This window comes from Sulfuricystis multivorans, assembly GCF_003966565.1.
In the GTDB taxonomy this organism is placed as follows: domain Bacteria; phylum Pseudomonadota; class Gammaproteobacteria; order Burkholderiales; family Rhodocyclaceae; genus Sulfuricystis; species Sulfuricystis multivorans.
Map to the genome: position 1 here is coordinate 1,300,998 of NZ_AP018718.1, position 25,000 is coordinate 1,325,997.

Genomic DNA, 25,000 nt, shown 5'->3' on the forward strand with positions numbered 1-25,000 from the left:
TATTCAATATCTTAAGAATATATCTTCAAGTTGTTTCTGAATGAGTGCACAACTTTGGCTGGCATCGATCACCTTCACCCGTTCCGGCATTCGACGGGCGCGCGCCAGGTAAGCAGCGCGAACGCGTTCGTGGAAATCGGCCTTTTCCTGTTCGAAACGATCGAGCTGCCGGGAAGCCTTGGCCATGCGTTGCATCGCGATCTCGACCGGCAGGTCAAAGAGGAGCGTCAGATCGGGCTGGAAACCACCTTGCACCCAGATTTCCAGTTGGGCGAGTTTTTCGGCCGACAGCCCTCGTCCACCGCCCTGATAGGCGAAGCTTGCATCAGTGAAGCGATCGCAGACGACCCAGTCGCCCCGTTCGAGCGCCGGCCAGATGAGCTCGCCCAGATGCTCGCGGCGGGCGGCGAACATCAGAAGAGCCTCGGTTTCGAGATGCATCGGTTCGGCAAGCAGCAGTCCGCGCAGCTTCTCGCCCAGGGGCGTGCCGCCCGGCTCCCGGGTCTGCACGACGCGATATCCACGCCGACGCAGGAATTCGACCAGCCAGGCAAGATGCGTGCTCTTGCCGGCGCCATCGATGCCTTCGAGCGTGATGAATTTGCCTCTTGCCGTCACTTTTTCCCCAACTGGTATTTGGCTACCGCGCGATTATGCTCCTCCAGCGTGCGCGAAAAAACGCTGGAACCGTCCCCGCGGGCGACGAAGTAGAGGAAATCGGTCTGCGGCGGATGGAGCGCCGCTTCGAGCGAAGCCATGCCCGGCAGGCAGATCGGCGTCGGTGGCAGGCCGCTGCGAGTATAGGTGTTCCAGGGGGTATCGGCCTGCAGATCGCGCTTTCTCAGATTGCCATCGAACTTTTCGCCCAGACCGTAAATCACGCTCGGATCGGTCTGCAACGGCATGCCGAGCTTGAGGCGATTGACGAACACCGAGGCGATCTTGCCGCGATCGGTGGCAAGGCCGGTTTCCTTTTCGATGATCGAAGCCATGATCAACGCTTCGGCCGGGTTTTGATAAGGCACTGAAGGGTCGCGGTTTTCCCAGGCGACGGCCAAGCGGCGCTGCATGGCGCGGTAGGCGCGCCGGTAGATGTCGAAATCGCTCGAACGACGGACAAAGAGATAGGTGTCTGGGAAAAACCGACCTTCGGCATATGGCTCCGTCGCGCCGATGCGTTGCAGGATCTCGGCTTCAGTCAGCTCGGTGCTGTCGTGACGCAGGTCGTGATGGGCATCGATCAGCGCGCGCATGTCGCGGAAAGTCTTTCCCTCGACGATGACGATCTCGCTTAGGGTCACGTCGCCGGCAGTGAGCTTTTCGAGCAGCTGCCATGCCGTGATGCCAGCGCCGATTTCGTAAGCGCCGGCCTTGATGTTGCGGTCGCGGCCCGCCAGCCGGCCCAGCAGCGCGAATTGCCACGGCCGGATGCCGACGCCGGCATCGCGCATCGCCTGGGCAGCGCCCTTGAGGCCGAGACCGGGGCGAATGTCGAAATCCACCACCCCGTCGGGGTTGAGTTGCAAGGAGATGGCCGCAGATGCGAACCAGACCATCCAGCCGGCGAAAGCCGCCGCGAGCAGGAAGGTCAGCCATAATAAGTGTTTGAGTAGTCGCATACGAGGCGGCTATGATAGTGAAACCTCTGCCTAACTTGCTGTGCGGGTGGTCTGCTGCGTTGCGCGGTGCTCGGATGCTCGCCTACCCACGCAGGTATGTCTCGCATCCTGCGCTCCGTGCGCCTTGCATCCCATCCCGCTCGCGGCGTTATGCAGAAGTTTCATAGTGAGAACGCTTTACCGACCGACCTCACCACTTGCGTTCGATCGACCCGCGGGTGGCCAAGGTCGGCGATGTGGCGTTGGCCGCTTCATCGATCGAGGATTTCGCATGAGCCAGAGCACCTTCATTCCTCTCACCGACCAGGGCTTGATCCGCGCCAGCGGCGAGGAGGCAACGAGTTTTTTGCACAACCTGCTGACCAACGACATCAACCACTTGCCGGCCGACGGCGCGCGTCATGCGGCGCTTTGCACCGCCAAGGGCCGCATGATCGCCAGTTTCCTGATCTGGCGCGAAGGGCAAGATATTCTCCTGATGCTCTCGGCCGACATCCTGCCGGGCATCCTGAAGAAACTGTCGATGTACATCCTGCGCAGCAAGGTTAGGCTCACGGACATCAGCGCCGAGCGCACGCTCTTTGGCGTGCTCGGCAGTGAAATCGGACCGACCGAGCCGATGTCGACCGCGCAGTGGCACGGCGGCACGGCGATTCGGCTCGATGCCGGGCGCGCGATCCTTGCTCTTCCCGCTGGCGCGCCTGTGCCCGCGGATGGACGTCTCGGTGAGATCGCCGCATGGCATCTGGCCGAGATTCGCGCAGGCATTCCGCGCATCGTCGCCGCCACCCAAGAGCTATTCACCCCGCAGATGGTGAATTACGAGCTTGCCAAGATCGGCGGCGTCAGCTTCCAGAAAGGCTGCTATCCAGGACAGGAAATCGTCGCCCGCACGCAGTATCTCGGCAAGGTCAAGCGGCGCATGTATCGGGTGCGGCTTAATGAGCCCTTTCCGCCAGGCACCGAGGTGTTCACCCCCGCAGCGGGCGACCAGCATTGCGGCAACGTCGTGCTGTGCGCTCCTTCGCCAGACGGCGGCTTCGAGGCTTTGCTCGTCGTGCAATCCTCGGGGGCGCAATCCGATGGAGTGTATGTCGGCAAGCCCGACGGGGCGCGCGCCACGTTGCTCGATCTGCCCTATCCCATCGATTGACCGATGTGCCTGATTCTCGTCGCCTGGCACGCCCATCACGAGTTTCCACTCGTCGTCGCGGCGAACCGTGACGAGTTCCATGCCCGGGCGACGGCTCCGGCGGCCTTCTGGGCGGATCATCCCCAGGTGCTCGCCGGCCGTGACCTCGCCGCAGGAGGCACCTGGCTGGGCTTCACGTGCGATGGCCGCCTCGCGGCGCTGACCAATTTCCGTGATCCGGCCCGCCATCAGCCGTATGCGCCGTCGCGCGGCCGGCTGGTCGCCGACTTTCTCTGTGGCGAAACCGGCATCGACGCCTATCTCGACAGCCTCGATTCGGGACGCTACAACGGCTTCAACCTGCTGCTTGGCGACGGACGGCGGCTGGTCGCTTTCAGCAATGTGACGGGCGAGCGCCACGAACTCGCGCCCGGCATCTACGGTCTGTCGAATGCGCTGCTCGACACGCCCTGGCCGAAAGTCGGCGCTGGCAAGGCGGCACTGGAAGCGGCGCTCCACCATCTGCCCGATGAGCACGGCCTTTGGGCACTGCTGTGCGACGATCGGACGCATCCCGATCACCTGCTCCCCGCCACCGGCGTGCCGCGCGAATGGGAACGCCTGCTCTCGGCGGCCTTCATCCGCGGGGTAGATTACGGCACGCGCAGCTCGACGGTCATCACGCTCAGCGCCGGCGGCAAGGTGACTTTCGACGAGCAGACCTGGCTGCCGGGCGGGATGGCCGGCGAGCGGCGGCGCTATCGTTACTCGCTGATCTCGACCGGCGTATGAACCGGTACTAGGTCGAACAGCTCGATGATGTCGGCGTTCCTCATGCGGATGCAGCCGATCGAGCCGGGTTTGCCCATCTCGACCGTGTCCGGGCTGCCGTGGATGTAGATGTAGCGGCGCATCGTATCGACCTCGCCGAAGCGGTTCTTGCCCGGCTCGCAACCGGACAGCCAGAGGATGCGCGTCAAGATCCAGTCGCGATCGGGAAATTGCGCGGCAAGTTCCGGCGTCCAGATTTCGCCGGTCGGCCGGCGGCGCACGAACACCGTGTTTGCCGCTGCGCCCGCGCCGATTTTCGCGCGGATGATGTGTTTGCCGCGCGGCGTGCGGAAGCTGCCGCGCCGCTCACCGGCACCGTTCTTCGCCGTCGAAACGCGATAGCGTCGCAGCAGCATCCCTCGCTCGTCGAACAATTCGAGCGTCTGGGCAGGGAGGCTGACGCGGATATGCATCAGGCCACCTCCGTCTTCTGCCGCCGGGCGGCGAAAAAGCTCGACAACAGCGCGCCGCACTCCTCGGCACGCACGCCGCCGACGACTTCGGCGTGGTGATTCAGACGCTCTTCGGCGAACAGGTCGATCACGCTGCCGGCCGCGCCAGTTTTCGGATCCGGCGCGCCGAAGACGACGCGGGCGATGCGGGCGTGGAAGATCGCGCCGATACACATCGCGCAGGGCTCCAGCGTCACATACAGCGTGCAGCCCGGTAGCCGATAGTTGCCCAACCGCTTGGCCGCGTCTCTGAGCGCCATCACCTCGGCGTGGGCGGTCGGATCCTGACGGGAGATCGGCTGGTTGAAGCCGCGACCGACGATCGCGCCGTCCTTGACGACGATCGCGCCGACCGGCACCTCGTCGAGCGTGGCCGCCTCGCGCGCCAGCGTTAGCGCGATGCCCATGTAGGCGGCGTCATCCATCGGGCTCAGGCCGCGAGCGCCTCGCGGATGGCCGCGGCGAGGATCGCCGGATCCTCGGCGCCGACGATGATGCGCTGGCCTGGCAGGATGAAGGTGGGCACCTGGTTGATGCCCATCGCTTGCACCTTTGCGGCCATTTGTTTCACCACCTCTTCGTCGGCGTTCGAGGCGAGATAGGCACGAATGGTCGGTCCGTCGTAACCAGATTCGGACGCGCAGGCGGTCAGCACGTCGATATCGCCGACATGCTCGCCGCGCTGGAACTGCGCGGCATAGAGGCGCTCGATCAGCGCATCGAGCTTCGCCGGATCGGGAGCGACCGTCTGAGCGTAATGGATCAGCCGGTGGGCCTTCAATGTGTTGGCGCGATACTGGATCTTCTCGAATGCGTAGTCGATGCCCCAGGCGCGGCCGGCTTCGCGCAACCGCGCCCAGAGCTGCTCGACTTTATCCCGTCCGCCGAACTTCTTTTCCAGGAATGGAAGGTACGGCTCGCCTTCGGCAGGAGTATCTGGATTGAGGAAGAACGGCAGCCAGTGCTTGCGATACTGGAAGTCAGGCCATTCCCTGCGGACGAGGTCGACGGCCGCCGCCAGCCGCCGGGTACCGATGAAGCACCAGGGACAGACGACGTCGGCAACGATTTCGATCGTGAACATGGATTCATCCTTGATCATTTCGCAGCCGCAAGGATAAAGCATCTGCCGTCCCGCCAGCGCCGAGTTCCGTTCGCGGCGCCGGCGGGAAGCGGTTGGTCGTTACGCGTTCTTCGCGACTTCGCCACCCTGCTCCAGCAAGGCCGCCTGTGCCGCGGCCAAGCGCGCGATCGGCACGCGCGGGCCGGAGCAGGAAACGTAGGTGAGCCCGATCTTGTGACAGAAATGGATCGAAGCCGGATGGCCGCCATGTTCGCCGCAGATGCCCACCTTGAGGTCGGGACGCGTCTTGCGGCCCTCGCTGACGGCAAGCTTCATCAGTTCGCCAACGCCCTTCTGGTCGAGCACTTCGAATGGGTTGTCCTGGAGAATGCCCACCTCGGTGTAATGCGGCAGGAACTTGTTCTCGGCATCCTCGCGCGAGAACGAGAAGGTCGCCTGCGTCAGATCGTTGGTGCCGAAGCTGAAGAATTCGGCATCTTCCGCCATACGCCCGGCACGCAGGCAGGCGCGCACCACCTCGAGCATACTGCCGAACTTGTAGCCGACGTTGATGCCGTGGGTGAGCTGGACCACCTGGTGAATGTCGCGCACGTATTTGTGGATGCGCGTCAGCTCCTCGACGGTCGCCACCTGTGGCACCATGATCTCCGGATAGACCTCGATGCCCTCTTTCGCGCACAGCGCCGCGGCCTCGAGGATCGCCTGGATCTGCATCTTGTAGATTTCAGGGTAGGTGATGCCCAGGCGCACGCCGCGATGACCGAGCATCGGGTTGACCTCGGCGAGCGCACGAACTTTCTTGAGCGTCTTTTCCTTCTTCTGGATCACATCCTCTTCGAGGTGGCTGTCCTTGAACTCGGTCATGCTGCGCGACAGCTTGGCCAATCCATCGGCATATTGCATGTAGAGCTTCGGATTGAGCAGCTTCAGGGTCTCCGGCAACTCCTCGAGCGCCTTGAGCGAATCGCGCAGATGGTGCAGGTGGGCGATTTCCAGCTCGAGCTGCGCGGCGGTCGGCAGGAACTCGTGCAGCGGCGGATCCATCAGGCGCACGGTCACCGGCAGCCCGCGCATCGCCTTGAAGATCGCCTTGAAGTCGGAACGCTGGATCGGCAACAGCCGGTCGATCGCGGCTTGCCGCTCCTCGAGCGATTCGGCGAGGATCATCTCCTGGACGATCGGCAGCCGGTCGGTGGCGTTGAACATGCGCTCGGTGCGGCACAAGCCGATGCCCATCGCACCGAATTCGCGCGCGCGCAGCGCGTCTTCCGGCGTGTCGGCATTGGCCATCACTTTGAGACGCGCCACCTGGTCGGCCCATTTGAGCAGCGTCGCCATGTCCTGGTTGAACTTGGCCTGCACGGTTGGCACCTCGCCGGCATAGACATTGCCGGTGCTGCCGTCGATGGTGATGACATCGCCTTCGTGCAGCGTCGTGTCGCCGATGGTGGCGCATTTCTTCACGTCGTCGATGTGGATCGCTTCGCAACCGGAGACACAGGGCTTGCCCATGCCGCGCGCGACTACCGCCGCATGCGAGGTCTTGCCGCCGCGGCTCGTCAGGATGCCCTGCGCCTGGAAGAAGCCGTGGATGTCTTCCGGCTTGGTCTCTTCGCGCACCAGGATGATTTTCTCGCCGGCACGCCCGCGCGCCTCGGCGGTATCGGCATCGAAGACGATCTTGCCGGATGCGGCGCCCGGCGAGGCCGGCAGTCCGGTAGCCAAGGGTTTGCCCTTGAAGTTCGGCGAAAGCTGTGGCACCAACAGTTGTTCGAGCATCGAAGGATCGACGCGCAGCAAGGCCTTTTCCTTGCTGATCAGCCCTTCCTTGAACATATCGACCGAGGTGCGCACCATCGCCGCGGCATTCATCTTGCCGTTGCGGGTCTGCAGGCAATAGAGCGTGCCGCGCTCGATGGTGAATTCGAAGTCCTGCACTTCCTTGTAGTGGCCTTCGAGGCGGTTGCGCAATTCGAGCAGTTGCCGGTAGATCTCTGGCATGTCCTGTTCCATCTCGGCAATCGCTTTCGGCGTGCGGATGCCGGCGACCACATCCTCACCCTGCGCATTGACGAGATATTCGCCGTAAATCTGATTCTCACCGGTCCCCGGGTTGCGCGTAAAGCCGACGCCGGTGCCCGAATCGTTGCCCATGTTGCCGAACACCATCGTGACGATGTTGCAGGCCGTGCCGTTGGCCATCTCCTTGGTGATCTTGAACTGCCTGCGGTAATCGACCGCACGCTTGCCGTTCCAGGAGCGAAACACCGCGCCGATGGCGATTTCGAGCTGCTTGTAGGGATCTTCCGGGAAGGGCTTGCCAGTGTGATCCTTGACGATCCGCAGGAACTGCTCGGAAAGTTCCGCGAGTTGCTCGGCTTTCAGATCGATGTCCTGGGCGGCGCCGACTTTTTCCTTTATCGCCTTCATCGCCTCGTCGAACGGCTTGTCGTCGATCCCGAGCGCGATCTTCGCAAACAGCTGGATGAAGCGCCGCCAGGCGTCATAACCGAAACGCGGATTGTCGGTGAGCTTGATCAGCCCGGCGAGCGTGGTCTTGTTGAGGCCGAGGTTGAGGATCGTATCCATCATCCCCGGCATCGACATCGCCGAGCCGGAACGCACCGAGACCAACAACGGGTTGGCCGCACCGCCGAACTGTTTGCCGGTCTTTTTCTCGAGCGCCTTCATGTGTTCGAGGATTTCTTCCCAGGCACCCTTGGGCAGTTCGTCGTGCTCCAGGTAGGCCAAACAGGCTTCCGTCGTGATCGTGAAGCCGGGCGGCACATTGAGACCGATCTGCGTCATCTCGCAGAGGTTCGCTCCCTTGCCACCCAGCAGCATCTTGTTCTTGCCGTCGCCTTCCTCGAAGGCATAGACGAACTTCTTGCCAGCCATCTTCCACTCCCGATTGTTTGAAAGAAATGTTTGTGCTGCAAAGCAGCACGGCGTGTAAACATATCAAAACAATGCTCTTGTCGGGAAGTTTTTCCAATCGGCAGCCAGCGGGTATCCTGCGCACTTTTTCCGGAAGTTCGCTCATGTGGTTCAAAAATCTGCGTCTCTATCGCCTGCCAAGCGGCCAGGCGCTCGACCTGGCAAAGCTCGATGCCCTTCTGGCTCGACGCCCCCTCACCCGCTGCGGCAGCTTCGAGATGGCCAGCTGTGGCTGGGTTTTCCCCCGTCAGGAAGGCGCCTTCGTGCATGCGGTCGATCGCCAGTGGCTGCTGGCGCTGGGGATCGAGCAGAAACTGCTGCCGACGACCGTGGTGCGGCAGACCGCCCGCGAGCGCGCCGCCATCATCGAAAAAGAACAGGGCCGAAAGGTCGGTCGCAAGGAAATGCGCGACCTCACCGAGCGGGTGATGGAGGAATTGCTGCCCAAGGCGTTTTCGCAGCGTCGCACCACCTGGGCCTGGATCGATCCGCAGGGCGGCCGGCTGGTGGTGGATGCCGGCTCGGACGCCCGCGCCGATGAGTTCATGGAAACCTTGCTCACCACGCTCGACGACGTGACGCCCCGGCCCTTACAGACGCAGGTTTCGCCCACGACGGCAATGACCGCGTGGCTGGCCGCCCAGGAGCCCCCCACCGGATTCTCTTTCGACAGCGACCTCGAGCTACGCGCCGCGAGCCAGTCCCAGTCCGCAATCCGTTATGTGCACCACGACCTCGGTGGCCAAGAAATCGCCGCCCACATCGCCACGGGCAAGCTCGTCACACGGCTGGGGCTCACCTGGAACGACAAGATTTCCTTCGTGCTGACCGACAAGCTACGGATCAAACGGCTTGCCTTCCTCGACGTGCTGAAGGAACAGGCCGAGCAGTCGGCGGCCAACGAGGACGAGCGTTTCGACGCCGATTTCGCGCTGATGGTCGGCGAACTGGCCCGGATGCTCGACGACCTCGTCAATGCGCTGGGCGGCGAGCTCGAGCCGGAATAGACATGGCGACGCGGTGCCGCCCCGCCAACGCCGAATTTCAGTAAGCCTGCAAGTCGCCGCCACTGACATCGAGCGAGTGGCGCCAGAACTGGTCATCGCTGTCGAACAGCCGGTAGGTCCCGCGCGGGCCCCAGCTGCCGGCTGCGTAGGTGTTGATGAATTCGCGCTCCATCGACCAGACCTTGAGCACCGGATCGACGACACGCCAGGCCCATTCCACCTCGTCGTAGCGCAGGAACAGCGAATGGTCGCCTTCCAGCACGTCGAGCAGTAAGCCTTCGTAGGCATCGACGTCCTCGTCGCCCTGCTTGCGGTAGGTGGCATCCAGGCTCAGCGTGCGCGTCTTCAGCTCCAGTCCCGGCTCCTTGACCTGGATTTCCATCTTCAGACAGTCGTCGGGTTGGATGCCAAGCATGATCCAGTTCGGACGAGTATGGGCATGACGCGTCTGACGCAGCAAGTCCTGAGGCGGATTCCTGAAACGGATCGAGATCACCGAAAGGTTTTCCGCCATGCGTTTGCCGGTACGCAGATAGAAAGGCACGTCAGCCCAGCGCCAGTTGTCGATGAAGAGCTTCAGGGCCGCGTAGGTTTCCGTGGTGCTGTCAGGGGCCACGCCGGGTTCTTCGAGATAGCCGGGGACCCTCTCTCCATCGATGACCCCGCTCGTGTACTGCGCGCGGAAGGCATGCGCATGGACTGCGTGCTGGGCGATGGGCCGGATGCTCTTGAGCACCTTCACTTTCTCGTCGCGCAGATGCTCGGCGGCCATCGACACCGGCGGCTCCATCGCCACCAGCGTCAGCAGCTGCAGCAGGTGGCTCTGGATCATGTCGCGCAGCGCGCCGGCGCCATCGTAGTAGCCGGCACGGCCGCCCGTGCCGAACTTTTCGGCGTGGGTGATCTGCACATGGTCGATGTAGTGGCGGTTCCACAGCGGTTCGAGCAGCAGATTGGCGAAGCGGAACACCATCACGTTTTGCACCGTGCCCTTGCCGAGGTAGTGGTCGATGCGGAAGATCTGCGATTCGTCAAGGTGGCGATAAAGGCCCTTTTGCAGCGCCTGCGCCGAGAGCAAGTCGTAGCCGAAGGGCTTTTCGATCACCACGCGGCGCGTGCCGTGGGTCTGCTTGAGCAGTCCGGCATCGCCGAGCCGGTCGATGATGCCGGGAAACATCGAGGGCGGCACCGCCATGTAGAACGCCACGTTGCGCGGAAAGAGCGGATCGGTATCGAGCAGTTCCTTGAGCCTGAGATAGCTGCCGTCGTCGCCGGGGGGATTGGCATGGTAGTGGATACGCCCAGAGAAACGCTCGAACATGGCCGCGTCGTAGCCCTGCGGATACTTGGCCTTGAGCATGCCGGCGACCTCGGCGAGCCACTGCTCGCGGCTGCGCGCCTCGATGCTGGCGCACAAGATCATCGTCTGTTCGGGCAGCCGGCCCGCTACCTCCAGCCGGAACAGCGCCGGAATCAGCTTGAGCCGGGCGAGGTTGCCCGCCGCGCCGAAGATGACCAGGGTGCTGGGCGCGATGGTCTTCATGATCCGCCCGACTTGACGGCATGGCCACCGAAGGCGTTTCTCATCAGCGACAGCAGTCTGTAGCCATAACCTTTCTCGTCCTGACTGACGAAGCGCATCTGTAGCGCCAAGGTGAGCACCGGCGCAGGGATGCCCTGCTCGATGGCATCGATCGCCGTCCAGCGCCCTTCACCGGAATCGGCGACGTAGGGCGCGATATTGGCCAACGCCTGGTCGCCCTTCAATGCCTCGGCGGTCAGATCGAGCAACCAGCTCCTGACCACCGAACCGTGGCGCCAGAGCTCGGCGATCTGGGCGAGATCGTAATGGAACTCCTGCTTCCCCTTGAGCAGATCGAGTCCTTCGGCGAGCGCCTGCATCATTCCGTACTCGATGCCGTTGTGGATCATCTTCGCATAGTGGCCGGCACCGACCGGTCCGACGTGCGCCCAACCGCGATCCGGTGCGGGGGCCAGCGCCTTGAGCACCGGCTCGACGATTTTCGCCACTTCCGGCGTGGCACCCACCATCAGGCAATACCCGTTCTCCAGCCCCCAGATGCCGCCCGAGGTGCCCGCATCCATGAAACCGATGCCCCGCTCGGCCAGCCAGGCACCGCGGCGCCGGCTGTCCTTGTAGTTCGAATTGCCGCCATCGATGACGATATCCCCGCTGCCGAGCAGGGGCGCAAGCTCCTCGATCTGGCTTTCGGTCGGCGCGCCGGCAGGCAACATCAGCCACACGAGCTTCGGCGCCGTCAGCTGGCCCACTGCGTCGGCAACCGAGCCAGCTGCCAGCATGCCGCATTCGTCGGCCAGCCCGGAAACGATCCCGCTGTCACGGTCATAGCCGACGATCTCGATGCCGTGACGGCGCAAGCGCCGCACCATGTTGCCACCCATCTTGCCCAGACCGATCATTGCGAGACGCATTTTTGCTCCTCCCTTGCTGATGTATGCTCGCAGCCATGCAGACGACCCGCTGGCATGCCTTTCCCGATGCGGAAGCGCTCGAACGCGCCGCGACCGCCCGTATCCTCACCTCGGCGCAGGCGGCGATCGCCGCGCGTGGCGCCTTCCATCTCGTGCTGGCCGGCGGCAACACGCCGCGGCGCGTTTATGCCGCGCTGGCCGAAGCGCCGGCCGATTGGCCGCGCTGGCACATCTGGTTCGGCGACGAGCGCTGTCTGCCGCCGGCGCATCCCGAGCGCAACAGCCGGATGGCGACACAGACGTGGCTGAGTCTTGTCGCCATCCCGCCAACGCAGATCCATGTCATTCCAGCGGAACTCGGCGCTGGCGAGGCGGCACGGCGGTACGCCGCGGCGTTGGTCGGCCGCGGCGATTTCGATCTCGTGCTGCTCGGCCTGGGCGAAGACGGCCACACGGCCAGCCTGTTTCCAGGCCATGACTGGGGCAGGGAGGAGACGGCGCCGGCCGCGCTCGCCATCTTCGACGCCCCCAAGCCACCGCCCGCGCGGGTCTCGCTCTCGGCGCGTCGGCTGTCGGCGGCTCGGGAAGTCCTGTTCCTGGTCAGCGGTGCCGCCAAGCGGCAGGCCGTCGCCGCCTGGCGGGCCGGGAAGACCATCCCCGCTGCGGCCATCGTGCCGGACAAAGGCGTGGATATCTTCCACGATCTGGGCGACCTCTAAAGCACCACTGGCACCGCCGATACCTTCCAGATGTCGCGGCAGTATTCGGCGATGGAGCGGTCGGAGGAAAACTTGCCCATGCGCGCGACGTTGCAGATGGACATGCGCGTCCAGCGCGCCGGATCGCGCCAGACTCCGCTGACTGCTTCCTGACAAGCGATATAGGATGCGTAGTCAGCCAGCACGAGGTAAGGGTCGCTGTTCAGCAGGTTGTCGATGAGCGGCCGAAAGGCGTCGCGGTCGCCGTGCGAGAAAAGGCCCGAGCCGATCAGGTCGAGCGCGCCTTTGAGCTCGGCATCGTTTTCATACAGATCGCGCGGGCGGTAGCCTGCGGCGAGTCTGTGCTCGACCTCCTCGGCGGTGAGGCCGAAGAGGAAGAAATTCTCCGCACCGACCTCCTCGCGAATCTCGACGTTGGCGCCGTCGAGCGTACCGATGGTGAGCGCGCCGTTCATGGCGAACTTCATGTTGCCGGTGCCCGAGGCTTCCTTGCCGGCGGTCGAGATCTGCTCCGACAGGTCGGCGGCAGGATACAGCGCATGGCCGAGCTTGACGCTGAAATTCGGCAGGAAAACCACCTTGAGCCGGCCGGCGACAGCCGGATCGCGGTTGACCACCTCGCCCACTGCATTGATGAGGCGGATCATCAGCTTGGCCATGAAATAGCCCGGCGCGGCTTTGCCACCGAACACGAAGGTGCGCGGCACGATGTCGCTCGACGGGTCGTGCTTGATGCGGTTGTAGAGCGTGACGATGTGCAGCACATTCAAGTGCTGGCGTTTGTATTCGTGGATGCGCTTGGCCTGCACGTCGAACAGGCTGTCGGGATCGACGCGCGCGCCGCACAGCCGCGAAATCAGCAGCCCCAGATGCGCCTTGCGTTCACGCTTGACGTCGCGCCAGCGTTCCAGGAAGGCCGCATCGTCGGCGTATTTCTCCAGCGCGCGCAGCTGGGTGAGGTCGTTCTCCCAGCTGGAATCGATGGTTTCGTTGAGCAGCCGCGCCAGTCCCGGATTGGCGAGCATCACGAAGCGGCGCGGCGTGACGCCGTTGGTCTTGTTCTGGAACTTCTCCGGCCAGAGGTCGTAAAAGTCGCGCAGCACGGTTTCCTTGAGCAGGCGCGAATGCAGCTCGGCCACGCCGTTGATGGCGAAACTGCCGACGCAGGCCAGATGGGCCATGCGCACGTAGCGCGGCCCGCTTTCGTCGATGATCGACATGCGCCGCACGCGCGCCTCGTCGAAGGGGAAACGCATCCGCACCTCGTCGAGGAAGCGCGCGTTGATCTCGTAGATGATCTCGAGATGGCGCGGCAGCAGACTCTCGAACAGCGGCACCGGCCATTTTTCCAGCGCCTCGGGCAGTAGCGTGTGGTTGGTGTAGGCGAAGCTGTTGTGCGTCACCTGCCAGGCGAGGTCCCAGTCGAGATGATGCTCGTCGACCAGCAGGCGCATCAGCTCGGCCACCGCGATGGCCGGATGCGTGTCGTTGAGCTGCACGCAGAACTTCTCGTGGAAGCGCTCGGGCGGCAGCTCGGTGGTGCCGAGCACGCGCAGCATGTCCTGCAGCGAGCAGGTGACGAAGAAGTGCTGCTGAATCAGGCGCAACCGTTTGCCGATCTCGGGTTCGTCGTTCGGGTAGAGCACCTTGCTGATCGTCTCCGAGCGCACTTCACGCACCACGGCGCCATAGTAGTCGCCGCGGTTGAAGGCATGAAAGTCGAAGCCCTCGGCGGCCTCTGCGCTCCACAGCCGCATCAGGTTGACCGTGTTCACACCGTGGCCGAGGATTGGCGTGTCGATGGGGACGCCGCGGAAAGTCTCGCTCGGCAGCCAGCGCACGCGCCAGCGGCCGGCCTCGTCGTGGTACGACTCGGTGCGGCCGCCGAGCTTCACCGTGCAGGCGATGTGGGGGCGGCGCACTTCCCAGGGGTTGCCGTAGCGCAACCAGTTGTCGGTGGTCTCGACCTGCTCGCCGTCGCGGATGCGTTGGTTGAAGATGCCGAATTCGTAGCGGATGCCGTAGCTGATGGCGGGTATCTGCAGCGTCGCCAGCGAGTCCATGAAGCAGGCGGCGAGGCGGCCGAGGCCGCCGTTGCCCAGGCCCGGCTCCTCCTCATGCTCGAGCAGATCGTCGAGCTCGATGCCGAGACCGGCGAGCGCCTTGCGCGTCACCTCCGAGATGCCGAGGTTGAGCAGGTTGTTGCCCATGAACGGGCCGGGCAGGTATTCGGCCGAGAGGTAGCAGACCGTGCGCGGGTTGGTCTGCTGGTAGGTGCGTACCGTGGCCACCCAGCGGTGCAGCAGGCGGTCGCGCACCGTATAGGCGAGCGCCTTGTACTTGTCGTCGAGCGAGGCCACCTCGAGAAAACGACCCTGCACGTAAAAGAGGTTGTCGAGGAAGGCGAGGCGGATCGAGTCTTCGGACAGGCCGGTGCGGATGCTGTCCTCGCCTCCCTTCGCCGCGTCGTCGCGCTTGCGTGCCGTCATTTCCCCTTTGAAATCTCGCCGTTCCGCCAGCGCCTGGTTTTACACCTCCCCGACCCGGCGCGCAATATGCGCGAGCGCTTCCTCGACCTGGTCGATCAGGATCAAGCACAGATCACCTGGCTGCAGTTTGGCAAGTGCCGTGTCGATGGCGAGGAATTCGCCACGGATCTCCTCGATCTCCTTGGTGCGCGTCGCGCCGACGAGCCCCTTGCGGAGCAGCGCCAGCACCTCGCCGTCGGCGCGGCCGCGCTGACAGGCGTCCTGGTAGAGGATCGCGCCGTCGAAGGCCTCGCCGAGGATCTCGCTCTGGCGGATGATGTCCTCGTCGCGCCGGTCGCCAGCGCCGCTGATGACGATCCAGCGCCGTTGCGCCGGCAGCTGTTCTACCGCCTGCACCAGCGCGCGGATCGCGTCCGGGTTGTGACCGTAATCGGCGATCAGCTTCGCGCCGCGGTAGTCGAAGACATTGAAGCGCCCCGGTGCCGTCCGCGCATCGCTGACGAAGGTGGCCAAACCGCGGCGGATCGTCTCCCAGTCGATTCCCAGCGCCCAGGCGGCACCGACCGCGGCCATCACGTTCTCGACCTGGAAGCCGATCGTGCCGTTACGGGTGAGTGGTACCGCGGACAGCTCCAAGCGCTCGACTTGTGCCCCTTCTGCGCAGACGATCGCATTGCCCTCGCGAAAAATGGTCCGTTTGCCCTGCGCGCGGTGCGTCATCATCAGCGGATGATGCGGGTCGGTGGCGAAATAGGTCACCTTGCCCGGACAGGCGCTGGCCATCTTCGCGACATTCGGGTCGGCGGCATTCAACACCGCCATGCCATTGGGACTGACGTTCTGCACGATCACGCGCTTGACCACGGCAAGCTCTTCGATCGTCGTGATGTAGTTCAGCCCCAAATGGTCGCCCATGCCGAGATTGGTCACCACCGCGACGTCGCACCGGTCGAAGCCGAGGCCCTCGCGCAGGATACCGCCGCGCGCGACCTCGAAAACTGCCGCATCGACTTCCGGATGCAGCAGCACGTTCTTTGCGCTTTTCGGGCCGCTGCAATCACCGCGATCGATGCACCGTCCGTTGGCAAAGACGCCGTCGGTCAGCGTCATGCCGATGCGCTTGCCGGTCTGGCCAATGAGATGGGCGGTCAGCCGCACCGTGGTCGTCTTGCCATTGGTGCCGGAGACCGCGACGACCGGAATGCGGCCGTTTTCATTGGCCGGGAACATCATCTCGATGACCGCGCGGCCGACGTCGCGCGGTTTGCCATAAGACGGATCGAGGTGCATGCGCAGGCCCGGCGCCGCATTGACCTCGACGATGCCGCCGTTCTGCGCTTCGAGCGGTTGACCGATGTCCTCGCAGATCACATCGATGCCAGCGATATCCAGCCCGACCATGCGCGCGCAAGCGACGGCGTGCGCCGCGACCTCGGGATGGACGTCGCCGGTCACGTCGGTCGCGGTGCCGCCAGTCGACAGGTTCGCGTTGTTGCGTAGCACTGCTCGCACGCCCTTCGGCAGCACCGATTCGGGCGTGAAACCTTGCGCAGCCAGGCGCGCCAGGGCGATGGCATCGAGGCGGATCTTGGTCAGCGATGTGGCATGTCCCTCGCCGCGGCGTGGATCGCTGTTGACGATATCGACCAGCTCACGTACCGAATGCACGCCATCGCCGATCACCGTCGGAGGCTCGCGTCGCGCCGCCGCGACCATCTGGTCGCCAACGACCAGCACGCGGAAGTCGTAGCCGGTGATGAAACGCTCGACCAGCACATGCGCGCTGATTTCCTGGGCGGCAGCGAAAGCCACCTCGAAATGGGAGCGATTGACGATATTGACCGTCACCCCCTTGCCCTGGTTGCCGTCATAAGGCTTGGTGACCACGGGTAGCCCGATCTCGAGCGCCGCCTGCCAGCCGGCCTCGACGTCATCGACGACCCGTCCGACCGGCACCGGCACCCCGGCGGCCCTGAGCAGGCTCTTGGTCAGGTCCTTGTCCTGAGCGATCGATTCGGCGATCGCCGAGGTGCTATCGACTTCGGCCGCCTGGATGCGCCGCTGTTTCGCGCCCCAGCCGAACTGCACCAGGCTACCGCGGGTCAGCCGCCGCCAAGGGATGTCACGCGCCTGGGCGGCATGGACGATCGCCCCCGTCGAGGGACCCAGCCGTTCATCCTCGTCGAGCGCGCGTAACTCGGCCACAGCGGCATCGAGATCGAAGGGCGTGTCATCGAGGGCTGCCCGGCAAAGGGTTTCGGCCAGTTCCAGCGCACGGCGGCCGACCGCCTCTTCGCTGTATTCGACGACCACCTGATAAAGCCCCGCTTCGGTCGTCGGCGCCGTGCAGCTGAAGGACACCGGGCAACCCGCCTGCGCCTGAAGGTTGAGCGTGGCGAACTGCACCGCGTGGGCAAGCGAAAGCTCGCCGGCATAGCCGATCGGTCGCATCGCGCCGATATGCGGAAAGCGCGCGCGGATGCGTGCTTCGAAGCCTGGCAAGCGACTGAATGCCCGTTCGTTTTCCTCGCAACGCACGAGAGCCTGGATCGATGTGTGCCGTGACCAGAGATTGGGGCCGCGCAAGGCACGAATGCGGAAGATTTCCATGATGATGATCAGTTTTCGGCAAAGGCGCGATAAGTTTCGATGCCGGCGCGCAGCAGATCAGTGCTCAAGCCCAACGCCCAGCCGGCGGCCAGCGCGGCCAGCACGGCGACGAGATGTTCTCGGGAATCCTGCAGCAGCGGAATCTGTTCGAGGGCAATGAGCGGCAGCTCGACCGCCGAGGAACTCAGCACCACTTGGCTGTCGCGCAACACCACGGCTCGCCCGCCCTTGGTGCGATGCTCGGCCACCCGCGGCATCAAAGGGTCGCAGCTGAAGAAGATCACCTCGCCGTCGCACAGATCCGCCAGGGAGGCCGTCGTCTCGTCGTCGGCATTGAGCACGCCGATGCCGTCAGGCAGCACCACATCGATCTGGGTGCGCATCACCTTGAACAGCAACTCGTCGTTGGTGATGCCGTGGTCGGGCATCAGCGCACGGGGGTCGATGGCCGTGACGATGCCCACCTGGCAGCGATCATAGGCCAGCCCTTCACCAGCGATCGCGGCGGGAGTATTCTCGATGACCGCGGCTTCGAGGCTGCGGTTCATCAAGAGGCGCTGACCGGGCTCCCAATGCGCGCAGTCGCCCGCCTCGACGCAGCGGTCTTCGAGGAACAATCCTTCGGTGCAGGCCAGCCCGGTGCGCAACCCGCCAAGCTGCAGCAGATGGGCGATGAGCTGCGCGGTAAGCGTAGATTCACGGCTGCCACTCACACCAATCACTGGAATGCGACCATTCTCGCCCGCCGGAAAGAGGTGTTCGACGATCGCCTCGCCGACCGGCCGGGGTTTGCCGACCGCGGGCTTCAGATGCATCAACAGGCTGGGGCCGGCATTCACCTCGACGATCGCGCCACCCTGCTCGGCCAGCGGACGCGAGATGTCCTCCGCCACCAGGTCGATGCCGGCGATGTCCAAGCCCACCACTTTCGCAGCCAGACAAGCGATCTGCGCAGTCTCGGGATGCACTGCGTCGGTGACGTCGATTGCATAGGTGCCGGTGCGCTGGACGAGCAGTTGCTGGCCTTCTGCCGGAACGTCATCGCCGGAAAAACCTTGGCGCTTCAGGATCAGCTGCACGAGGGCATCCTTGTCGAAGTCGATGGTCTCCAAGGGCAATTCCTCGGCATCGCCGCGGCGCGGGTCGGTGTTGATCTGGCTGTCGATCAGCGCCCTGACCGTCTGGCGGCCATCGCCGGTAATAAAGATGCTCTCGCCTTTGCAGGCTGCGACCAACTTTCCGCCGACGACGAGCAGCCGGTGCTCCTCGCCGCGTACATACCGCTCGACCATCACCCCGCTACCCTCGCGTTCGGCGACCGGAAACGCCGCACGGACTTCCGCTTCGGTCATCAGTTCGAGGGAAACCCCGCGACCATGATTGCCGTCATAAGGCTTCACGACCACCGGCACACCGATTTCCTGCGCGGCTTCCCAGGCATCGTCCGGATCATCGACCATGCGGCCCTCGGGGATCGGCACGCCGCAGGAGGCCAGCAAGGTCTTGGTCAGGTCCTTGTCGCAGGCGATGGATTCGGCGATGGCGCCGGTCAGATCCGTCTCGGCCGTCCAGATGCGCTTGCTCTTGGTGCCGTAGCCCAGCTGCACGAGGTTGCCTTCGTTGAGGCGGATGTGCGGAATGCGCCGCGGCTTGGCATCGGCCGCATCGACGATCGAGGCGGTGCTGGGGCCGAGCAGCAGCCGGTCGGCCAACTCGTGCAGACGCTTGACGGTGACCGCAACATCGAAAGGTTTGTCGTCGATCGCCGCCATCACCAGATCGCGCGCCGCATAAAGCGCCATGCGGGTGACTTCCGGATGAAAAGCACGCACCACCACCTTGTAGTGCCCGCGCGTGTCCATGCTGCGGGCACGGCCGAAGCCGCCGGGCATGCCAGCGAGATTCTGCAGCTCGAGTGTCACGTGTTCGAGGATGTGCGCCGGCCAGGTGCCTTCTTCGAGACGGCGGATGAAGCCGCCCTCGGTGTCGTAACTGCAACGATGGGACTGTAGCGAAGGCAGCCAGGCGACGAGACGCTCGGTGAAGCCCGGCAGCGTGTTCGACGGGCAATCTTCCAGCTCGCCGATGTCGACCCAGGCTTCCAGCACGGGACGGTAGGTCCACAGGTTGGGCCCGCGCAAGTGCACGATTTTCAGGAATTCGATGGATTTCATTGTGCTGGGCTGAAACTTTCGGACGAGTAACGCGTTGATCGTGGAAAAGCTGACAGGTGGCCGAGATACTGCCCGGTCGCACCCCGTATCATTCGCAACCTTCGTCGGCAGTTTGCCTCTTCATCGTGATGGAAAGCGCTACTTTACGCCAGCCAGAATCTCCGCTCCAGTCAGCCCCAGTCATAGCCACGCTCGAAATCGACCTCGACGAGCAGCTGAATTTCCGCTCCGGACTGATCCAGCTCACCGCGCTCGAGATTCGCGCCGGCGAAAAAGTCTGGCCTTTGTCGGCCGCGCTGACGCTCACGCATTCCGATCACGGCGGCATCGGCACCCTGGAGCTTGCCGACGGCCAACGCTTGCTCGCGCGCTGGCGCTACACCCTCGCCCGCAACCCGGCCGCCCTGAAGTTCGAGCGTGAATTCAACCGCTTACGCGACAGTCTGGCGAGCGGGATGGCGCCGGCTCCCGCCCTCGCCGCGACCTGCCCGATCTGCAAGGCGCCGATTCCACCCGACGAGGAGGAATGTCCGAACTGCGCCCGCGAGCTCGCCACCCCGCCATCGACCTGGGTTTTGCTGCGGCTGTGGCGCTTCGCCAAGCCTTACCGGGGCATGCTCTTCGCCGGCTTCCTGCTCACCCTGGCCGCCACCGCCGCGACCCTGGTGCCGCCTTACTTGACCATGCCGTTGATGGACGACGTGCTGATTCCCTATCAGAACGGTACGCCGATCGACTGGGTCAAGGTCGCCTGGCTGTTGGGCGGCCTGCTTTTCGCCGCCTGCCTTGCCTGGGGCTTGGGCTGGGCGCGCACCTACATCCTCGCGCTCGTCTCTGAACGAATTGGATCAGATTTGAGAACAACGACTTATGAACATTTGTTAAAGCTATCTCTCGAATATTTCGGTGGCAAACGCACCGGGGATCTCTTGGCGCGCATCGGCTCGGAAACCGATCGCATCAACGTCTTCCTGTCGCTGCATCTGCTCGATTTCGCGACCGACGTCTTGATGATCGCGATGACCGCGGTGATCCTGTTCTCGATCGATGCCTGGCTAGCGCTGATCACGCTGATCCCGTTGCCGATCATCATTTGGCTGATCCACATCGTGCGCGACCGTCTTCGCACCGGCTTCGAGCAGATCGACCGCGTGTGGGCCGAGGTCACCAACGTGCTGGCCGACACGATCCCGGGCATTCGCGTCGTCAAGGCTTTCGCGCAGGAAGCGCGCGAGGCACAGCGTTTCCGCGACGCCAATCGTCACAACCTCGACGTCAATGACCGGTTGAACCGCATCTGGTCGCTGTTCGCGCCGACGGTCGGCTTGCTCACCGAAATCGGCGTGCTGGTCGTCTGGGTGTCGGGCATCTGGCTGATCGCCCATGACCGCATCACGGTCGGCGTGCTGACCGCCTTCCTCGCCTACATCTCGCGCTTCTATACCCGGCTGGACGCGATGAGTCGCATCGTCTCGGTGACGCAAAAGGCTGCTGCCGGGGCCAAGCGCATCTTCGACATCCTCGACCATGTCTCCAGCGTGCCCGATCCGGTGAAGCCGGTGCCGATGCCGCCGGTCACAGGCGCGATCCAAATCCAAAACGTGCATTTCCGCTATGGCAACCGCGCCATCCTGCGCGGCATCGACCTCGACATCCGCCCCGGCGAGATGATCGGTCTGGTCGGTCATTCCGGCTCGGGCAAGAGCACGCTGGTGAATCTGATCTGCCGCTTCTACGATGTAACGGAGGGCAGCATTCGCATCGAGGGAGTCGATCTGCGCTCGATTCCGGTGGCCGAATGGCGCCGCCACATCGGGCTGGTCTTGCAGGAGCCCTTCCTGTTCTTCGGCACCATCGCCGAGAACATCGCCTATGGCAAGCCCGACGCGACGCGCGAGGAAATCGTCGCCGCGGCGCGCGCCGCCCATGCGCACGAATTCATCCTCCGCCAGCCGTTCGGTTACGACTCGCTGGTCGGCGAGCGCGGGCAGTCGCTCTCCGGCGGCGAGCGCCAGCGCATCTCGATCGCCAGAGCGCTGTTGATCGATCCGAAGATCCTGATTCTCGACGAGGCGACCTCGGCGGTCGATACCGAGACCGAATTCGAGATCCAGCAGGCCTTGAACAACCTGATCCGCGGCCGCACGACGATCGCGATCGCCCACCGCCTCTCGACGCTGCGCCGTGCCGACCGGCTCGTCGTGATGGACCGCGGCAAGATCGTCGAGATCGGCAACCACGACGAGCTGATGGCGAAAGAAGGTCACTACTGGCGGCTCTACATGGCGCAGAGCAAGCAGCTCGACGAGCCGCCCCCGCTGGGCGAAGCCGACAAGAACGCGCTCCCGCCGCTCGTGTTGCCGGAGCCGAAGGCGCAGGAACGGGAGGTGGTCGCATGAGATCGCCCACTTTCACCTTGAGCCGCAACCCGTTCGGCAAACTGGTGTTCACCGGCCCCGATGGCGTGGCGCACGAGGGTGTGACGCCGGTGCGCGCTTTTGCGCTTTCCTCACCGGAGGAAGGCATTGCGCTGCTCTCTGCCGAAGGCAAGGAGCTCGTCTGGATCGACCGACTTGCCGACTTGCCGACGCCGTTGCGCGGCTTGATCGAAGAAGAATTCGCCCAACGCGAATTCATGCCGGTGATTCAGCGCATCGTCCGGGTGTCGAGCTTCGCCACCCCATCGACCTGGCGGGTCGACACCGACCGGGGAAGCACGGAACTGATTCTCAAGAGTGAGGACGACATCCGCCGCCTGCGCGGCAGCATCCACCCCAACGGACTCCTGATCGCCGACAGCAACGGCATCCACTACCTGATCCCCGACCGAAATAGGCTCGATGCGGCGAGCCGGAAGATTCTGAAACGGTTTCTCTGACCGACCATCGGGTCTGATCATCCGGCCTTGATCCTCGGCGCTGCAGGACGGCACTCAGCGGCGCTGCGTTCCCCATTGCACCGAGGTAAGATGGCGCCATGGAAGCTGCTGCGCCCATCCGCGTCCTCTACGTCGAGGACGATCCGTTCGACCGCGAGCTGGTGCTCGATGTGCTCGAACATGCCGAGACGCCCTTCGCGCTGACGACGGTTGGCGATCGCCGCGAATTCGAAACCGCGTTGCAGACGGGCAGCTTCGATTGCGTGCTGACGGATTATGAGATTCTCGGCTACTCTGGCCTAGAGGTCTTCGATGCAGTGCAGGCCGTGCAGCCGAACCTGCCGGTGGTGATCCTGACTGGCACGGGTTCGGAAGAACTCGCCGTCGCGGCGATGAAACGCGGCGCCGCCGATTACATCATCAAGACACCCGAGCACATCCGTCGTCTGCCGCTGTCGCTGAATCGCGTCGTCGAGCAGGCCGCATGCGCGCTACGGTTGAAACAGCAACAAGCCGAAGTCGATCTGGCCGCGAAGATTTTCGCTGCGAGCAGCGACGGGCTGATCATCACCGACGCGGCCAGAAAGATCCTCGCCGTCAATCCGGCTTTCTGCGCGCTCAGCGGCTATCGGGCCGACGAGTTGATCGGCCGCGAGACCGACGTACTCAACGCCGGACCGAAAGACGACGCCTTGGTCGCGGCAATCTGGGGAAGTGTCGCCCGACAGGGGATCTGGCAAGGCGAAATCCGGCCGCGGCGCAAGGATGGCACGCGTGGCCGCGCCTGGCTCACCCTGTCGGCGATCACGGACCCCGAGGGTGCGGTGAGCCATTATGTCATTCAGCTCGTCGATCTCACCGAGCGCAAGCAGTTCGAGGAACACCTGCGTTACGTGCTACAGCACGACGCACTGACCGACCTGCCGAATCTCGGCCTGCTGACCGACCACCTCGAGCAGGCACTCAGTGACGCCGCGCGGCAAGGGCGCAGCGTAGCGCTCATGACCCTCAATTTGACGCGCTTTCGCGCGGTCAATGAACACTATGGCCGCAGCGTCGGCGATCGCGCGTTGATCGAAGTAGCTCGTCGTCTTTCCGACCTGATACGCGCCAGCGACACGGTGGCGCGCAGTGGCGCCGACGAATTCGACATCGTGCTCACCAACCTCGACGAGGAAGATGATGCGATCCTGCTCGCCCAGCGCATCCTCGATCGGATCGCCGAACCATTGGATATCGACGGTCACCGGCTGGCGCTCGATGCCTGCATCGGCATCGCGCTCTATCCGAAGGATGCCCAGGATGTCGAAGGACTGTTCAAGAGCGCCGATAGCGCGCTCGATCATGCCCGCAAAGCCGGGAAACACGGCTTCCATTTCTTCGACCGGCAGATGAATGCAGAAGCTCAATTGCGGCTGCGGCTCGAAGCTGACTTGCGGGAGGCCGTCGCGCAGGAAGCGCTGGAGATTCGCTACCAGCCACAGGTCGATCTGCACAGCGGCCGCATCTGCGGCTACGAAGCGCTGTTGCGCTGGCAGCATCCGCAGCTCGGCGCGATCTCACCGACCCAGTTCGTCCCGTTGGCCGAGGAGATCGGCCTGATCGACCGTATCGGCACCTGGGTCCTGCGCCAAGCCTGCCAGCAGAACAAGATTTGGTTGGATGCCGGCGCACCGCTGCTGCCGGTGGCGGTGAATGTCTCGCCCCACCAGTTCCGGCAGGAAGATCTGGCCGAGATCGTCAGTCGGACGCTGAGCGAGAGCGGCTTGCCGGGCGCCGGCCTGGAGTTGGAGATCACCGAATCGTCGATGATCGAGCACCCGACGCAGGTCGCCGACGTGATCGGCCGAGTCAAGGCACTGGGCGTGAAGCTGGCGCTCGACGATTTCGGCACCGGTTATTCGTCGCTGTCGTATCTGTCGAGCCTGCCGTTCGACAAGATCAAGATCGACCAGAGCTTCATCCGCGACGTGATCACCAACCCCGTCAACGCCGCGATCGTCAGCGCGACGATCGCGATGGGGCGCAGTCTTGGTATGACTGTGCTGGCCGAGGGTGTCGAGAACGAGGCACAGTTGATGTTCCTGCGCAGCCGGCGATGCGAGGCGATGCAGGGCTGGCTATTCAGCAAGGACATCGCCGCGGATCAGCTCGGCATGCTGCTGAAGGAAGGCGCAACGCTGAAAGTCGGCACAGCAGAAACGGCAGCAGAGGAGACCCTGCTGCTGCTCGACGACGAGCCGAACATCCTCAACGCGCTGCGCCGCCTGCTGCGGCGGGAGGGCTATCGCATCCTCGCGACCACCTCGCCGCAGGAAGCCTTCGCACTGCTGGCGCAACATCGTGTCCAGGTGATCGTCTCCGACCAGCGCATGCCCGAGATGAGCGGCACCGAATTCCTCTCGCGCGTCCGGCAAATCTATCCCGATACAGTGCGCATCGTGCTCTCCGGCTACACCGACCTGCAATCGATCACCGATGCGATCAACCGCGGAGCGATCTATCGCTTCCTCGTCAAACCCTGGGACGACGAAGAGCTGCGCCAGCAGATCCGCGAGGCATTCCGCGTCGCGCATGGGCTGAAACATGGCTGAACCACCATGGGCGCATCCGA

General features: G+C 64.0%; 18 protein-coding genes. 7 read left to right on the forward strand and 11 right to left on the reverse strand.

What is annotated here, in order from left to right; translation table 11 throughout:
* Positions 1–3: 3 nt before the first annotated feature.
* Complete coding sequence (gene tmk, locus EL335_RS06535) at positions 4–618, reverse strand: dTMP kinase (protein ID WP_126445249.1); 615 nt, start codon at positions 616–618, stop codon at positions 4–6.
* Entirely contained in the window at positions 615–1,619 is a 1,005-nt protein-coding gene (mltG, locus tag EL335_RS06540; protein ID WP_126445251.1) for an endolytic transglycosylase MltG, read from the reverse strand. Before mltG ends, tmk begins: the two co-directional genes overlap by 4 nt.
* Before the next feature lie 271 nt (positions 1,620–1,890).
* Between mltG and ygfZ the strand changes: the two genes are divergently transcribed.
* Both ygfZ and EL335_RS06550 read left to right on the forward strand, forming a co-directional pair.
* Entirely contained in the window at positions 1,891–2,772 is an 882-nt protein-coding gene (ygfZ, locus tag EL335_RS06545; RefSeq protein WP_126445253.1) for a CAF17-like 4Fe-4S cluster assembly/insertion protein YgfZ, read from the forward strand.
* A 3-nt stretch (positions 2,773–2,775) separates the two neighbouring features.
* Complete coding sequence (locus tag EL335_RS06550; RefSeq protein WP_126445255.1) at positions 2,776–3,543, forward strand: NRDE family protein; 768 nt, start codon at positions 2,776–2,778, stop codon at positions 3,541–3,543.
* On the opposite strand, the gene EL335_RS06555 is transcribed toward EL335_RS06550, so the two are convergent.
* The 4 genes from EL335_RS06555 to ppdK form a co-directional block, all read right to left on the reverse strand.
* Positions 3,516–3,995: a L,D-transpeptidase gene (locus EL335_RS06555; protein WP_126445257.1), complete on the reverse strand. Its 480-nt coding sequence runs from the start codon at positions 3,993–3,995 to the stop codon at positions 3,516–3,518. The genes EL335_RS06550 and EL335_RS06555 overlap by 28 nt on opposite strands.
* A complete protein-coding gene (tadA, locus tag EL335_RS06560; protein ID WP_126445259.1) occupies positions 3,995–4,459 on the reverse strand; it encodes a tRNA adenosine(34) deaminase TadA in 465 nt (154 codons plus the stop codon). The genes EL335_RS06555 and tadA overlap by 1 nt, the downstream gene beginning before the upstream one ends.
* A 5-nt stretch (positions 4,460–4,464) precedes the next feature.
* Positions 4,465–5,118 (reverse strand): DsbA family oxidoreductase, encoded by a 654-nt coding sequence (locus EL335_RS06565; protein WP_126445261.1) that lies wholly within the window; start codon positions 5,116–5,118, stop codon positions 4,465–4,467.
* Positions 5,119–5,217: 99 nt separating this feature from the next.
* On the reverse strand, positions 5,218–8,016 hold the full coding sequence (gene ppdK, locus EL335_RS06570) for a pyruvate, phosphate dikinase (RefSeq protein ID WP_126445263.1): 2,799 nt from the start codon (positions 8,014–8,016) through the stop codon (positions 5,218–5,220).
* Between the two features lie 143 nt (positions 8,017–8,159).
* Between ppdK and EL335_RS06575 the strand changes: the two genes are divergently transcribed.
* Positions 8,160–9,062, forward strand: a complete 903-nt coding sequence (locus EL335_RS06575; RefSeq protein ID WP_126445265.1) for a recombination-associated protein RdgC — start codon at positions 8,160–8,162, stop codon at positions 9,060–9,062.
* A 37-nt stretch (positions 9,063–9,099) separates the two neighbouring features.
* Here EL335_RS06575 and zwf read toward each other — a convergent pair whose 3' ends face one another.
* The gene (gene zwf / locus EL335_RS06580; RefSeq protein WP_126445268.1) at positions 9,100–10,605 is read right to left on the reverse strand and encodes a glucose-6-phosphate dehydrogenase; all 1,506 of its coding nucleotides are present in this window, start codon (positions 10,603–10,605) and stop codon (positions 9,100–9,102) included.
* Complete coding sequence (gene gnd, locus EL335_RS06585; protein ID WP_126445270.1) at positions 10,602–11,516, reverse strand: phosphogluconate dehydrogenase (NAD(+)-dependent, decarboxylating); 915 nt, start codon at positions 11,514–11,516, stop codon at positions 10,602–10,604. The genes zwf and gnd overlap by 4 nt, the downstream gene beginning before the upstream one ends.
* A gap of 35 nt (positions 11,517–11,551) precedes the next feature.
* Between gnd and pgl the strand changes: the two genes are divergently transcribed.
* Positions 11,552–12,235: a 6-phosphogluconolactonase gene (gene pgl / locus EL335_RS06590; protein ID WP_126445272.1), complete on the forward strand. Its 684-nt coding sequence runs from the start codon at positions 11,552–11,554 to the stop codon at positions 12,233–12,235.
* Here pgl and EL335_RS06595 read toward each other — a convergent pair.
* The 3 genes from EL335_RS06595 to EL335_RS06605 are packed head-to-tail and all read right to left on the reverse strand — an operon-like array spanning position 12,232 to position 19,508.
* Positions 12,232–14,724, reverse strand: coding sequence for a glycogen/starch/alpha-glucan phosphorylase (locus EL335_RS06595; protein WP_126445274.1), 2,493 nt, complete (start codon positions 14,722–14,724; stop codon positions 12,232–12,234). The two genes, pgl and EL335_RS06595, sit on opposite strands and share 4 nt — an antisense overlap.
* A 39-nt stretch (positions 14,725–14,763) precedes the next feature.
* Entirely contained in the window at positions 14,764–17,334 is a 2,571-nt protein-coding gene (gene cphA, locus EL335_RS06600) for a cyanophycin synthetase (protein ID WP_126445276.1), read from the reverse strand.
* A gap of 8 nt (positions 17,335–17,342) precedes the next feature.
* Positions 17,343–19,508, reverse strand: coding sequence for a cyanophycin synthetase (locus EL335_RS06605; RefSeq protein ID WP_126445278.1), 2,166 nt, complete (start codon positions 19,506–19,508; stop codon positions 17,343–17,345).
* A gap of 128 nt (positions 19,509–19,636) precedes the next feature.
* Here EL335_RS06605 and EL335_RS06610 point away from each other — a divergent pair, with 128 nt between their 5' ends.
* From EL335_RS06610 to EL335_RS06620, 3 genes are all read left to right on the forward strand, one after another.
* Positions 19,637–21,907: a cyanophycin metabolism-associated ABC transporter gene (locus tag EL335_RS06610; RefSeq protein WP_126445281.1), complete on the forward strand. Its 2,271-nt coding sequence runs from the start codon at positions 19,637–19,639 to the stop codon at positions 21,905–21,907.
* Complete coding sequence (locus EL335_RS06615; RefSeq protein WP_126445283.1) at positions 21,904–22,386, forward strand: cyanophycin metabolism-associated DUF1854 family protein; 483 nt, start codon at positions 21,904–21,906, stop codon at positions 22,384–22,386. Before EL335_RS06610 ends, EL335_RS06615 begins: the two co-directional genes overlap by 4 nt.
* Before the next feature lie 98 nt (positions 22,387–22,484).
* On the forward strand, positions 22,485–24,980 hold the full coding sequence (locus EL335_RS06620; RefSeq protein WP_126445285.1) for an EAL domain-containing protein: 2,496 nt from the start codon (positions 22,485–22,487) through the stop codon (positions 24,978–24,980).
* The last annotated feature ends 20 nt before the right edge of the window (positions 24,981–25,000 follow it).

Bases quoted from the DNA above. Each gene is read 5' to 3' on its own strand.
- EL335_RS06595 (WP_126445274.1), bottom strand. From the start codon at position 14,724: ATGACGGCACGCAAGCGCGACGACGCGGCGAAGGGAGGCGAGGACAGC.
- EL335_RS06550 (WP_126445255.1), top strand. From the start codon at position 2,776: ATGTGCCTGATTCTCGTCGCCTGGCACGCCCATCACGAGTTTCCACTC.
- ppdK (WP_126445263.1), bottom strand. From the start codon at position 8,016: ATGGCTGGCAAGAAGTTCGTCTATGCCTTCGAGGAAGGCGACGGCAAG.
- EL335_RS06555 (WP_126445257.1), bottom strand. From the start codon at position 3,995: ATGCATATCCGCGTCAGCCTCCCTGCCCAGACGCTCGAATTGTTCGAC.
- mltG (WP_126445251.1), bottom strand. From the start codon at position 1,619: ATGCGACTACTCAAACACTTATTATGGCTGACCTTCCTGCTCGCGGCG.
- EL335_RS06605 (WP_126445278.1), bottom strand. From the start codon at position 19,508: ATGAAATCCATCGAATTCCTGAAAATCGTGCACTTGCGCGGGCCCAAC.
- zwf (WP_126445268.1), bottom strand. From the start codon at position 10,605: ATGAAGACCATCGCGCCCAGCACCCTGGTCATCTTCGGCGCGGCGGGC.
- EL335_RS06615 (WP_126445283.1), top strand. From the start codon at position 21,904: ATGAGATCGCCCACTTTCACCTTGAGCCGCAACCCGTTCGGCAAACTG.
- cphA (WP_126445276.1), bottom strand. From the start codon at position 17,334: ATGGAAATCTTCCGCATTCGTGCCTTGCGCGGCCCCAATCTCTGGTCA.
- EL335_RS06610 (WP_126445281.1), top strand. From the start codon at position 19,637: ATGGAAAGCGCTACTTTACGCCAGCCAGAATCTCCGCTCCAGTCAGCC.
- EL335_RS06565 (WP_126445261.1), bottom strand. From the start codon at position 5,118: ATGTTCACGATCGAAATCGTTGCCGACGTCGTCTGTCCCTGGTGCTTC.
- EL335_RS06620 (WP_126445285.1), top strand. From the start codon at position 22,485: ATGGAAGCTGCTGCGCCCATCCGCGTCCTCTACGTCGAGGACGATCCG.
- pgl (WP_126445272.1), top strand. From the start codon at position 11,552: ATGCAGACGACCCGCTGGCATGCCTTTCCCGATGCGGAAGCGCTCGAA.
- gnd (WP_126445270.1), bottom strand. From the start codon at position 11,516: ATGCGTCTCGCAATGATCGGTCTGGGCAAGATGGGTGGCAACATGGTG.
- ygfZ (WP_126445253.1), top strand. From the start codon at position 1,891: ATGAGCCAGAGCACCTTCATTCCTCTCACCGACCAGGGCTTGATCCGC.
- EL335_RS06575 (WP_126445265.1), top strand. From the start codon at position 8,160: ATGTGGTTCAAAAATCTGCGTCTCTATCGCCTGCCAAGCGGCCAGGCG.
- tadA (WP_126445259.1), bottom strand. From the start codon at position 4,459: ATGGATGACGCCGCCTACATGGGCATCGCGCTAACGCTGGCGCGCGAG.